The sequence below is a fragment of the Pseudomonas sp. NCHU5216 genome, from assembly GCF_052156495.1.
Lineage (GTDB): Bacteria > Pseudomonadota > Gammaproteobacteria > Pseudomonadales > Pseudomonadaceae > Aquipseudomonas.
Map to the genome: position 1 here is coordinate 48,588 of NZ_JBQLIX010000013.1, position 12,081 is coordinate 60,668.

Sequence of the window (12,081 nt, forward strand, 5' to 3'; positions counted from 1 at the left end):
GGAAGAGGACAACAACAATGCAACCTGATTTCTGGAACGACAAACGCGCCGCAGGGGTACCCAACGATATCGACTTGGCCAGCTACAAGTCGGTGATCGAGGTGTTCGAGCGTTCCTGCAAGCGCTTCGCCGATCGACCGGCCTTCAGCAACCTGGGGGTCACGCTGAGCTACGCCGAGCTGGATCGCCTGTCGGCGGCCTTCGCCGGTTATCTGCAGAAGCACACCGACCTCAAGCCGGGCGACCGCATCGCCGTGCAGATGCCCAACGTGCTGCAGTATCCCATCGCCGTGTTCGGCGCCATGCGTGCCGGGCTGATCGTGGTCAACACCAACCCGCTGTACACCGCGCGTGAGATGCGTCACCAGTTCAAGGACGCCGGCGTGCGTGCGCTGGTGTACCTGAACATGTTCGGCAAGCTGGTGCAGGACGTGCTGCCGGACACCGAGCTCGAGTACCTGATCGAAGCCAGGATGGGTGACCTGCTGCCGAGCCTCAAGGGCTGGCTGGTCAACACCGTGGTGAAGAAGGTCAAGAAGATGGTGCCGGATTACCACCTGCCGCAGGCCATTTCCTTCAAGCAGGTGCTCAAGCAGGGCCAGGGCCAGGCGCTGACGCCGGTCAAGTCCTGCCATGACGACATCGCCGTGCTGCAGTACACCGGCGGCACCACCGGGGTGGCCAAGGGCGCCATGCTCACCCACGGCAACCTGGTGGCCAACATGCTGCAGGTCGATGCCTGCCTGTCGCAGCTCGGCGAGGACGGCACGCCGCTGATGAAGCCGGGCCAGGAAATCATGATCGCGCCGCTGCCGCTGTACCACATCTATGCCTTCACCGTGTGCTGCATGTGCATGATGGTCAACGGCAACCACAACGTGCTGATCACCAACCCGCGCGACATTCCCGGTTTCGTCAAGGAGCTGGGCAAGTGGAAGTTCTCCGCGCTGCTGGGGCTCAACACCCTGTTCGTCGCACTGATGGACAACCCCGAGTTCAAGAACCTCGACTTCTCCGCCCTCAAGGTCACCAACTCCGGCGGTACCGCGCTGGTCAAGGCCACCGCCGAGCGCTGGAAGCAGATGACCGGCTGCACAGTGGTGGAAGGCTATGGCCTCACCGAGACTTCCCCTGTGGCCAGCACCAACCCCTACGGCGACAAGGCGCGCCTGGGTACTGTGGGTATTCCCATCCCTGGCACTGCGTTCAAGGTGATCGACGACGATGGCAACGAGCTGCCGTTGGGCGAGCGCGGCGAGCTGTGCATCAAGGGGCCGCAGGTGATGAAGGGCTATTGGCAGCGCGAGGAGGCCACGGCCGAGGTGCTCGACGCCGAAGGCTGGTTCAAGACCGGCGATATCGCGGTGATCGACCCGGACGGCTACGTGCGCATCGTTGACCGCAAGAAGGACATGATCATCGTCTCCGGCTTCAACGTGTATCCCAACGAGATCGAGGACGTGGTCATGGCCCACCCCAAGGTGGCCAGTTGCGCGGCCATCGGCGTGCCGGACGAGAAGTCCGGCGAGGTGGTCAAGCTGTTCGTGGTGCCGCGCGAAGGGGGCGTGACCGTGGAAGAGCTCAAGGCCTACTGCAAGGAAAACTTCACCGGCTACAAGGTGCCCAAGCACATCGTGCTGCGCGATTCCCTGCCGATGACGCCGGTCGGCAAGATCCTGCGTCGCGAGCTGCGCGACATCGCCTGATCGCCAAGCCCCTCCGGGCAATTCGGAGGGGCTTGCCTCACTTGCTGGTCATTTGTTGTGTTTTGGTAACGGCCAACCGGCCGTGCCAAGCGTCATTCCCGCCTCGATCCCCTCGTCCTATCCATCATTCATCTGCTCGTCTGCGTTGTAATACGCAGGCTAGAGAGCTCTGTCAGGGTTTTAGGTGGATGTGCAGTATGTGACTATTATTTCTATTCTGGTCATTTTATTGACCGGGTAGGCCATGCTTGGTGCTGGTGAGCCTCTGGTAAAGCTGCTACTCTCGGCGCGCTTCCGGCCCTTGGGGCAGTGGGCTGGTACGCCAAATACACAACAAATAGCCGCCTGTGCGCGGTGAAGATCAGCTGTTGCTTAGGAGTGGGCTTCCATGACCGAAAATTTCTGGAAGGACAAGTATCCCGTTGGGGTGGCTGCCGAAATCGATCCCGACCAGTACCCGAACATCCTCGCGGTGCTGAAGGAGTCCTGCCAACGCTTCGCCGACAAGCCTGCTTTCAGCAACCTGGGCAAGACCCTCACCTACGGCGAGATCTACAAGCTCTCCGGTGACTTCGCCGCCTACCTGCAGAAGCACACCGACCTCAAGCCCGGCGACCGCATCGCCGTGCAACTGCCCAACGTGCTGCAGTACCCCATCGTGGTGTTCGGCGCCATGCGTGCCGGCCTGGTGGTGGTCAACACCAACCCGCTGTACACCGCGCGGGAAATGGAGCACCAGTTCAACGACTCCGGCGCCAAGGCGCTGGTGTGCCTGGCCAACATGGCCCATCTGGCCGAGCAGGTGGTGCCCAAGACTGGCGTGAAGACGGTGATCGTCACCGAAGTCGGCGACATGCTGCCGACCCTCAAGCGCCTGCTGGTCAACTTCGTGATCAAGCACGTGAAGAAAATGGTGCCGGCCTACAACCTGCCGCAGGCCGTCAAACTCAACGATGTTCTGGCCAAGGGCCGTGGTCAGAGCTTCAGTGAAGCCAACCCGAGCAACGCCGATGTTGCCGTGCTGCAATACACCGGCGGCACCACCGGGGTGGCCAAGGGCGCCATGCTCACCCATCGCAACCTGGTGGCCAACATGCTGCAGGTCAAGGAACTGATGGGCGCCAACCTCGATGAAGGTTGCGAGGTGTTGATCGCGCCGCTGCCGCTGTACCACATTTACGCCTTCACCTTCCATTGCATGGCGATGATGCTGATTGGCGGCCACAACATCCTGCTGACCAACCCGCGCGACCTGCCGGCAGTTGTCAAGGATCTAGCCAAGTACCGCTTCACCGGCTTCGTTGGCCTCAACACCCTGTTCGTCGCCCTGTGCAACAACGAGGACTTCCGCAAGCTGGACTTCTCCGCACTGAAGCTCACCGTCTCCGGCGGCATGGCCCTGCAACTGGCCACCGCCGAGCGCTGGAAGCAAGTCACCGGCTGCGCCATCTGCGAAGGTTTCGGCATGACCGAGACCAGCCCGGTGGCCTCGGTCAACCCGTTCAGCGCCATCCAGCTTGGCACCATCGGTATTCCGGTGCCCTCGACCCAGTGTAAGGTCATCAGTGACGAGGGCCAGGAACTGCCCATCGGCGAGATCGGTGAGCTGTGCGTGAAGGGGCCACAGGTGATGAAGGGTTACTGGCAGCGCCAGGAGGCTACCGATGAAATCCTCGATGCCGATGGCTGGCTGAAGACCGGCGATATCGGTCTGATCCAGGAAGACGGCTACATGCGCATCGTCGACCGCAAGAAGGACATGATTCTGGTGTCCGGTTTCAACGTTTACCCGAACGAGCTGGAAGACGTGCTGGCGACCCTGCCGGGCGTGCTGCAATGCGCCGCCATCGGCGTGCCGGACGAGAAATCCGGCGAGGCGATCAAGGTGTTCGTGGTGGTCAAGCCGGGCGAGAGCCTGACCAAGGAACAGGTGATGGAGCACATGCGCGCCAACCTCACCGGCTACAAGGTGCCCAAGGCCGTGGAGTTCCGCGACGTGCTGCCGACTACCAACGTCGGCAAGATCCTGCGCCGCGAACTGCGCGACGAAGAGCTGAAGAAGCTGGGTAAGAAGTGATTCGGGCCTGCTGATAAAAGCGCCACCTCCGGGTGGCGTTTTCATGGGTGCCATCTTTCCCGTAGGGTGCGCTGTGCGCACCGCGCTCTTGCTGGGGCGAATCGGTGCGCACGGCGCACCCTACGACTGCGCGACGAAGAGTTGAAGAAGCCGGGCAAGAAGTGATCCGAGTCTGCTGAAACGAGGATCCCTCTCCCCCAGCCCCTCTCCCGCAAGCGGGAGAGGGGAGCCAATAGCACTGCCTATCGACTGAAATTACCCGCTGCCAGACTGTGTGAAAACTACTGCGCTTGCTCATGCTGCGTTAAAAAACGGCTCAAAATGCTCATTTACAGCGCGTAAACTGCGCTTTTTCGCCGTTTTTTGCCTTGCCTGACCTGCGCTCGCTACGTTTTCACACGGTCTGCTGCGGCGGGTTTTTTATTGTCTGGCTACCTGGACGGCAGCGCCTTGTCACTGCACCTGGCGCGCAGCAGGCTGGCCAGCTTCTTCACCGCAGGCTCCAGCTCGTGCGGCGCGTGCGCGGCGAAGCCCATCAGGAAGCCGGCCGTGCGTCGCTCGCTGGCGTGCAGGGCGCTCAGCCCGAGCAGGTCGATGCCGACCTGCCGAGCCGCTGCCACCAGTTCCTCTTCGTCGATATCGCGGATGAACGAGCAGGGCATCTGCATGCCGCCGCTCGGCACCCGAGGCTCGACGAATTCACTCAGATGCTCGCGCACCAGCCGCGCCAGCACGTCGCGGCGTTCGGCATAGACGGCGCGCATGGTGCGGATATGCGCGCCGAAGTGGCCGCCTTCGATGAAGCGGGCCAGGGTGAGTTGTGGGATCGGTGCGCTGTGCCCGTCGAGCAGGGTACGGGCCACGGTCATCGGCGCTACCAGCGCGGGTGGCAGCACCATGTAACCGATGCGCAGGCCGGGAAACAGCGACTTGGTGAAGGTGCCGATGTAGATCGTGCGCTCGTGCGGGTCGAGCCCCTGCACGCAGGCCGTGGGTTTGCCGTCGTAGTGGAATTCGCTGTCGTAGTCGTCCTCGATGATCCAGCCCTGCTGACGCTGCGCCCATTCGATGATGGCCAGGCGGCGATCCAGCGCCAGCGTCGCCCCCGTCGGGAACTGGTGCGATGGCGTGAGGAACACGGCCCTGGCGGACTCGCCTTCCTGGCTCAGCCGCTGCACCTGCATGCCATGCTCGTCCAGTGGTATGGGAACGCAGTGCAGGCCAGCGGCCTCGAAGGCCTTGCGCGCACCATGGTAGGCCGGGTCTTCGGTGAGGATGCGCTCACCCGCATCGAGCAGCACCGTGGCGCACAGGGTCAGCGCCTGTTGCGAGCTGGTTAGGATCAACACCCGGTCCGCCGTGGCGTTGGCTCCTCGCTCCAGGTTGATGTAGTCGGCGATGGCGCGGCGCAGCGCCTCCATGCCCTGTGGCGGGCTGTGCAGCAGGGCACGCTGGCCATGCTCCTTGAGCACCTGGCGTTGCAGGCGCTCCCAGGTTTGCAGCGGAAAGCTGCGGGTTTCCGGTACGCCGGGGGCGAAGGGGCGCGGCATGAAGAAATCGCGCACGCCGCCGTTGTGGAACATCGCCTGGCCGCGCTGGCTGAGGCGCGGGGCCGCCCGCTGTGGCGCCTTGGCCCTGGCCTTGCCGCGCACGGGGAGGCGCTGCGTGCGCTCCGAGACGAAGCTGCCGCTGCCGACGCGACGCTCGATGAAACCTTCGGCCTGCAACTGGCCATAGGCTGCCTCCACCGTATCGCGCGATACCTCCAGCGACCTGGCCAGCGCACGTGAGGCCGGCAAGGGTTTGCCCGCAGCGAGCACCCCATCGAGGATCAACTGACGAATCGCCCGCTGCACGCGCAGGTGCAGGGGCTGGGCGCCATGGGCTGGGTCGCCGAGCCAGGCCTTTACGGATTCGAGCTGGGCATGCTTGAACAATTGGCCGGTATTCCTTGCTGAAAGTGGCTGGTCAAATCAGGCCATTCTAGGCCTATAACGATGCCTCGCAAGTCTTCTCCCATTCCCTCAGGAGCCCTTCTCCATGTCCCTAGCGTTCAGGTTCCGTCACCCGTGTCGTTTCGATGCGTGTGCTCTTGAAAACCGGATCGAGCGCGCCTCGAGCGTCCCTTTCGGGCCGAGATCGGCAGCGAGCCTGCTGTTGAATAAGAGGATGAACTGATGCCGGCCTCCAGCACGACCGCCACCCGTCACGACAAGCATGGTCGTTATCCCCAGGCCACCTCGGTGGAGGATTTTCGCCACAACCTGGCCGAGGTGCAGCGGCGTATCGAGGCGGCCTGCCAGCGTGTCGGCCGTGACCCACGCACGGTGCGTTTGCTGCCGGTGAGCAAGACCAAGCCCGAGGCCAGTTTGCGCCTGGCCTATGCCGCCGGTTGCCGGATGCTTGGTGAGAACAAGGTGCAGGAGGCCCACAGCAAGTGGCAGGCGATGCAGGATCTGGATGACCTGCAGTGGTCGGTGATTGGCCACCTACAGACCAACAAGGCCAAGCTGGTGGCGCGCTTCGCCACGGAATTCCAGGCCCTGGACAGCCTGCGCCTGGCCGAGGCGCTGGATCGCCGCCTGCAGGCCGAAGGCCGTGCGCTGGACGTGTTCGTGCAGGTCAACACCTCCGGCGAAGCCAGCAAGTACGGCCTGGCGCCAGAGCATGTGGCGGCGTTCGTCCAGGCGCTGCCGGCATTTTCCGCCCTGCGTGTACGCGGGCTGATGACCCTGGCGCTGTTCTCCAGCGAGGCCGAGCGGGTGCGCCAGTGCTTCATTCGCCTGCGCACCCTGCGTGACCAGTTGCGCCAGGACGCACCGCCTGGCGTCGAGCTGGATGGCCTGTCCATGGGCATGTCCGGTGACTTCGAGATCGCCATCGAGGAGGGCGCCACGGTGGTGCGCGTCGGCCAGGCGATCTTCGGTGCGCGGCCATTGCCGGACAGCCACTACTGGCCAGGCGCTGCATCCGATGAGCCGGCATAACCCTTCTTCGTCTTTTTCTCCTGAGGTTCGCTGCATGTCCAATTCCCATCTGATGCACGCATACGCACGCCAGCCGGTGTCCTTCGTTCGTGGTAGCGGTGCGTTGCTATGGGACGAGCAGGGCGTCGAGTACCTCGATGCCATTGCCGGCGTGGCGGTCACCAGTCTCGGCCACGCACACCCGCAGATCACCGCGGTCATCACCGAGCAGGCCGGGATACTGCTGCACACCTCCAACGTCTTTCGCATCGACTGGCAGGAACGCTTGGGCGAGCGCCTCTGCGCACTCACCGGGATGCAGCGAGCGTTCTTCTGCAACTCGGGCGCCGAGGCCAACGAGGCGGCCCTCAAGCTGGCGCGTCTGCATGGCCAGCGCCAGGGCGTCGCCAGGCCGACCGTGCTGGTGATGAGCAACGGCTTCCATGGGCGCACCATCGGCACCTTGTCCGCTTCGGGCAACCCGGCCAAGCAGGCAGGCTTCGAGCCACTGCTGGAAGGCTTTGTGCACCTGCCTTACGACGACATCGAGGCCGTGCGTCAGGCGGCCGAGCAATACTCGAACATCGTCGCGGTGTTGCTCGAACCGGTGCAGGGCGAGGGCGGCATCCATGCTGCCAGTACCGCCTATCTGCGCGAGTTGCGAGCCCTGTGCGACCGGCATGGCTGGTTGCTGATGCTCGACGAGATCCAGGCCGGCATGGGCCGCACTGGCGCCTGGTTCGGCCATCAGCATGCCGGCATCACGGCCGATGTGATGACCCTGGCCAAGGCCCTGGGCAATGGCCTGCCCATCGGTGCCTGTGTGGCCCGTGGCGCCGCTGCCGAGCTGTTCTCGCCCGGTCTGCATGGTTCTACCTTCGGCGGTAATCCGCTGGCCTGTCGGGTGGCCTGCGAGGTCATCGAGATCATGCAGCGCGAGCAACTGCCGCTGCGCGCCGTCGCACTGGGTGAACGCCTGCTCGGGCGTTTGCAGCAGGCGCTGGGGGATCACCCCGAGGTCATCGCCATTCGTGGTCGAGGCCTGATGCTCGGCATCGAGCTGAGCCGCCCCTGCACGGAACTGGTGGGCCGGGCGTTGAGCGAACAACGCCTGCTGATCACCGTGACCCGTGACAGCACCATCCGCCTGCTACCGGCGCTGATCTGCAGCGAAGCGCAGATCGACGACATCGCCCAGTGCATTACCCAGCTACTGAAACCTGCTAACTGACCCACGAGGAAATGCCCCCATGTATGACGCCGCCCTGAGCCTGGCCGATTTCGACCCCGAACTGGCCGAGGCCGTGCGCCTGGAAGAAGGCCGCCAGGAAGATCACGTCGAACTGATCGCCTCCGAGAACTACGCCAGCCCGCTGGTGATGGCGCTGCAGAACTCGGTGCTGACCAACAAGTACGCCGAAGGCTACCCCGGCAAGCGCTACTACAGCGGCTGCGAGCATGTGGACGTGGCCGAGCGCCTGGCCATCGAGCGGCTCAAGGCGTTGTTCGATTGCGACTACGCCAACGTCCAGCCGCACGCCGGGGCTCAGGCCAATGCTGCGGTATTCCTGGCGCTGACCAACCCGGGCGACACCGTGATGGGCATGAACCTGGCGCAGGGTGGCCACCTTACCCACGGCAACCCGGCCAACTTCTCGGGGCGGCATTACCGCATCGTGCCCTATGGCCTCGACGCCGAAACCGGACTGATCGACTACGACGAGATGGAGCGCATCGCCCTGGAGACCCGGCCGAAAATGCTCATCGGTGGCTTCTCCGCCTATTCGCGGCACAAGGACTGGGCGCGCATGCGTGCCATCGCCGACAGGGTAGGGGCCATCTTCTGGGTGGACATGGCGCATGTCGCCGGCCTGGTGGCGGCGGGCGAATACCCCAGTCCGCTGCCCCATGCCCATGTGGTCACCAGCACCACCCACAAGACCCTGCGCGGCCCGCGTGGCGGCATCATCCTCGCCAGCGGGCAGGGTGAGGACTTCTACAAACGGCTCGACTCGGCCGTCTTCCCCGGCATCCAGGGCGGCCCGCTGATGCATGTGATCGCCGCCAAGGCCGTGGCCTTCAAGGAGGCGTTGCAGCCCGAGTTCAAGACCTATCAACGTCAGCTATTGAGTAATGCCCGGGCCATGGCTGCGGTGCTGCAGCAGCGTGGGTATCGCATCGTCTCGGGCGGCACCGATAACCACCTGATGCTGATCGACCTGTCCGACCGGCCCTATACCGGCAAGGAGGCGGACGCGGCGCTGAGCGACGCCCACATCACCGCGAACAAGAACTCGGTGCCCAACGACCCGCGTTCGCCATTCGTGACCTCGGGGCTGCGCATTGGCACGCCGGCCGTGACCACACGTGGCTTCGGCATCGCCGAATGCGAGCGCCTGGCCGGCTGGTTATGCGATGTGTTGGATGCCCTGGCGGCAGACGGTGAAACGCAGGTGGCCGTGCGTGATCGGGTGCGTGAGCAGGTGACCGAGCTGTGCCGGCGCTTTCCGGTTTACGGTCAATAGGGGCGTAGGGTGCACCGGTGCGCCGGCCGCTCGGAAGCAGTACGCTGTCAGAGTTTCGCTGGATCGTCGTGCTGCCAGGCTTGGCATGGCCCGGCGGGCTACTCGCTGGCGCTCGTGAGGCCGCCCTATGCGCTGGGTTCGGCGCCGCTTGGGTTGGGGCGGGTGTGGAACTGTCCGCTACCCGGTGCAAAGCGTGCCGCCATGGCCATCAGTGTCAGGGTGGCCACGGCCATCGCCAGCCAGCTCAGGCGCAGGTCGGCGGTGTACTGGCGTAGCAGACCGGCCAGAAATGGCGCGGTGGCGGCGATCAGGTAGCCGCCGCCCTGCACGAAGGCCAGCAGATCGCCGGTCTGTCGTGGGTCGTCCAGGTGATCCTGGGCCACCACCAGCGACAGCGGGAACAGCGCGCCGATGCCGATGCCCAGCAGCAAACAGATCGGCACCGCCAGTAGCAGTGGTGCGAAAATCAGACCCAGTAGGCCGGCCAGCAGCGACAGCAGCACCACTGCCAGTAGTACACGCCGATCTGGGTAACGTGGCAGCAGGCTCGATGCCAGCAGACCGGCGAACACCTCGCAGAGTGTCAGTGCCGCCAGCAGCAGACCGCTCGACTGCGCGCTCCAGCCCAGCGCCGTGTAGTAGGGCGGCAGCCAGGCCAGCACCAGGGTGTAACCTGCCGTACCGACCCCGAAGAAGCTCATCAGCAGCCAGGCCCTGGGCGAGCGCCAGACATTCAGGTGCGCCGCGTTGCCCGATGCTGCCACAGCTTGTCTCGGTGCGGCGCGCTGCCAGAGCACGGCCGCCAGCAAAGCGGGCAGTGCCCAGCCGGCCAGCGCCCAAGACCAGCCCAGCGACTGCGCCAGCCAGGGCGTCAGCGCCGCACCGAAGGCAGCGCCACCCATGATCGCGCAACTGTAGAAGCCGATCAGGCGGCCACTGTCGGCGGCGAAGCGTGACTTGATCAGGCCCGGCAACAAGGCCTGGATGAAGGCGATGCCGGCACCGGCCAGCAACGCCGTGGTGATCAAGGTGGTGGCGTCGGGCAGCAGGCCACGCAGCAGGCAGGCAACGGCGATCAGCAGCACGCCGAGCAAAATTCCGTTGCCTTCTCCCAGGCGTTCGCGCAACGCCGTGGCGGTCAGGGCACCGAGCCCCATGATCACCACCGGCAGGCTGGTCAGCAGGCTGGCGCCGATATGATCCAGGCCGGTATCGAGCTGGATGCGGTCGAGCAGCGGGCCGATGGCCGCCAGCACCGGGCGCAGGTTCAGGCCAAGCAGAACGATGGCAACTAGCAGCAGGCTCTGACGCTTCATGCTTGAGCCTCCTTCGCGCCACGCCAGGCCACCAGCAGCACGCCGCCGACGATGCACAACGCCGCCAGCAACAGACTCAGGCTGCCCTGTTCGCCGAGCAGGCCGATGGCGATGGCGGCGCCGGTGATCGCCGCCACCGAACCGATCTGGCTGAGAAATACTGTACCGGCCAGGTTCTGCAGGATGAAGTACAGCGCATAGACTGAAGCGAACAGCAGCATCTGTATGGCCAGCAGGCCGACCGCCAGTGCGCTGTCCAGGTGCGGAGAGAAGTCGACGCCAAACAAAGCCGTAGCAATCAGCAGCAAGGCGCCACCCAGCAACATGCCAGGTGCCAGCGACAAGGGCGTGGCGCCGCTCGGCCAGTAGCGGGCACGGTAGATATTGCCCAGCGCCAGGAACACCGGCACGCTCAGCGCGGCCAGCACCCACAGGATCGGGCTATCGCCACCCTGCAGTTTGCCCAACGCCAGTATCAGGCTACCCGACAGGCCAATGCAGATGCCCAACAGGCGGATGCGGCTCAGCCCCTCCATGCGCAGAGCCAGCGCCAGCAGATAGGTGATCAGCGGCGGAAAGGCCAGGCACATCGAGGCGAAACCGGCACCGACATGGCCGATGGAGCTGAACAGCAGGGCGTTCGGCACGGCGATGCTGAGCAGGCCGGAGGCGAGGTAGTAGCGCTGTTGCGGCAGGCCCATGCCGGGCCGCTCGCCACGCCACCAGGCGAACAGCAACAGCAGCACACCACCGCCGGACAAACTCCACAGCAGATAGGCCATCGGCTGCCAGCCGATGCTGCCAGCCAGCTTGACCAGATTGCTGGTCAGCCCCATCAGCGTGCCGATACCGAATAGCAGGGCCAAAGCCAGCAGGGGTCGATTGGAGTTGCCGGACATGCAGATGCCTCCTTGGTGCAGATACGCTACGATGGCAACATTCTTTTTGAAAAGTATCTTGATGGCAAGATAAATTGAGGGCGACATGCAAGACCGCGCACAACTGGCCGCTGAGCAGTGGCAACGACAGCGGCCCGACCTGGATGCTTTCTCCATGGCCGTGATCGGGCGTTTGGGTGAGCTGAGCCAGGTGATCAGCCGTGATCATCTGCTGCCGTTCTTCGCCGAACACGGCCTGCAGGCCGGCGAATTCGACCTGCTCGCCACCCTGCGTCGCGCGGGCGAGCCCTATGCACTGATGCCCACCGCCTTGTACGAGAGCGCGATGATCTCCTCGGGTGGCATGACCAGCCGCATCGACCGCCTGGAAAAGGCCGGGCTGATCGAACGGCGCAAACACCCCAGTGACCGCCGTGGCGTGCTGGTGGCACTGACCCCAGCCGGTTTCCAGCTGATCGACGGCATGCTCGCCGCTCACGTGGCCAACCTGCAGCGCGTGCTCTCAGGATTGACCGCCGACGAGCAGCGTACGTTGCATGAACTGCAGGGCAAGTTGTTGGCGGGGTTGGCTGAGCGGGAAGGGGAGTAGTTC

9 protein-coding genes are annotated in these 12,081 nt (G+C 64.4%); 6 read left to right on the top strand and 3 right to left on the bottom strand.

The window, feature by feature from the left end:
- Nucleotides 1-17: 17 nt before the first annotated feature.
- Entirely contained in the window at nt 18-1,706 is a 1,689-nt protein-coding gene (fadD2, locus tag ACSVIK_RS11685) for a long-chain-fatty-acid--CoA ligase FadD2 (RefSeq protein ID WP_442444490.1), read from the top strand.
- 388 nt (nt 1,707-2,094) lie between these two features.
- Nucleotides 2,095-3,783, top strand: coding sequence for a long-chain-fatty-acid--CoA ligase FadD1 (gene fadD1, locus ACSVIK_RS11690; RefSeq protein ID WP_442444491.1), 1,689 nt, complete (start codon nt 2,095-2,097; stop codon nt 3,781-3,783).
- A 431-nt stretch (nt 3,784-4,214) separates the two neighbouring features.
- Here fadD1 and pdxR read toward each other — a convergent pair whose 3' ends face one another.
- The gene (pdxR, locus tag ACSVIK_RS11695; RefSeq protein WP_442444492.1) at nt 4,215-5,720 is read right to left on the bottom strand and encodes a MocR-like pyridoxine biosynthesis transcription factor PdxR; all 1,506 of its coding nucleotides are present in this window, start codon (nt 5,718-5,720) and stop codon (nt 4,215-4,217) included.
- Nucleotides 5,721-5,960: 240 nt separating this feature from the next.
- Between pdxR and ACSVIK_RS11700 the strand changes: the two genes are divergently transcribed.
- The 3 genes from ACSVIK_RS11700 to glyA are packed head-to-tail and all read left to right on the top strand — an operon-like array spanning nt 5,961 to nt 9,274.
- The gene (locus tag ACSVIK_RS11700) at nt 5,961-6,770 is read left to right on the top strand and encodes a YggS family pyridoxal phosphate-dependent enzyme (protein ID WP_442444493.1); all 810 of its coding nucleotides are present in this window, start codon (nt 5,961-5,963) and stop codon (nt 6,768-6,770) included.
- Between the two features lie 34 nt (nt 6,771-6,804).
- On the top strand, nt 6,805-7,980 hold the full coding sequence (locus tag ACSVIK_RS11705; protein WP_442444494.1) for an aspartate aminotransferase family protein: 1,176 nt from the start codon (nt 6,805-6,807) through the stop codon (nt 7,978-7,980).
- 19 nt (nt 7,981-7,999) lie between these two features.
- A complete protein-coding gene (glyA, locus tag ACSVIK_RS11710; RefSeq protein ID WP_442444495.1) occupies nt 8,000-9,274 on the top strand; it encodes a serine hydroxymethyltransferase in 1,275 nt (424 codons plus the stop codon).
- A gap of 125 nt (nt 9,275-9,399) precedes the next feature.
- On the opposite strand, the gene ACSVIK_RS11715 is transcribed toward glyA, so the two are convergent.
- On the bottom strand, nt 9,400-10,590 hold the full coding sequence (locus tag ACSVIK_RS11715) for a cyanate transporter (protein WP_442444496.1): 1,191 nt from the start codon (nt 10,588-10,590) through the stop codon (nt 9,400-9,402).
- Nucleotides 10,587-11,489 carry a DMT family transporter gene (locus ACSVIK_RS11720; protein WP_442444497.1) on the bottom strand — a complete coding sequence of 301 codons (903 nt, stop codon included), beginning with the start codon at nt 11,487-11,489 and terminating at the stop codon, nt 10,587-10,589. Before ACSVIK_RS11720 ends, ACSVIK_RS11715 begins: the two co-directional genes overlap by 4 nt.
- A gap of 85 nt (nt 11,490-11,574) precedes the next feature.
- Here ACSVIK_RS11720 and ACSVIK_RS11725 point away from each other — a divergent pair, with 85 nt between their 5' ends.
- The gene (locus tag ACSVIK_RS11725) at nt 11,575-12,078 is read left to right on the top strand and encodes a MarR family winged helix-turn-helix transcriptional regulator (RefSeq protein WP_442444498.1); all 504 of its coding nucleotides are present in this window, start codon (nt 11,575-11,577) and stop codon (nt 12,076-12,078) included.
- Nucleotides 12,079-12,081 lie beyond the last annotated feature (3 nt).

Bases quoted from the DNA above. Each gene is read 5' to 3' on its own strand.
- ACSVIK_RS11725 (WP_442444498.1), top strand. From the start codon at position 11,575: ATGCAAGACCGCGCACAACTGGCCGCTGAGCAGTGGCAACGACAGCGG.
- ACSVIK_RS11705 (WP_442444494.1), top strand. From the start codon at position 6,805: ATGTCCAATTCCCATCTGATGCACGCATACGCACGCCAGCCGGTGTCC.
- ACSVIK_RS11700 (WP_442444493.1), top strand. From the start codon at position 5,961: ATGCCGGCCTCCAGCACGACCGCCACCCGTCACGACAAGCATGGTCGT.
- fadD2 (WP_442444490.1), top strand. From the start codon at position 18: ATGCAACCTGATTTCTGGAACGACAAACGCGCCGCAGGGGTACCCAAC.
- ACSVIK_RS11720 (WP_442444497.1), bottom strand. From the start codon at position 11,489: ATGTCCGGCAACTCCAATCGACCCCTGCTGGCTTTGGCCCTGCTATTC.
- fadD1 (WP_442444491.1), top strand. From the start codon at position 2,095: ATGACCGAAAATTTCTGGAAGGACAAGTATCCCGTTGGGGTGGCTGCC.
- ACSVIK_RS11715 (WP_442444496.1), bottom strand. From the start codon at position 10,590: ATGAAGCGTCAGAGCCTGCTGCTAGTTGCCATCGTTCTGCTTGGCCTG.
- glyA (WP_442444495.1), top strand. From the start codon at position 8,000: ATGTATGACGCCGCCCTGAGCCTGGCCGATTTCGACCCCGAACTGGCC.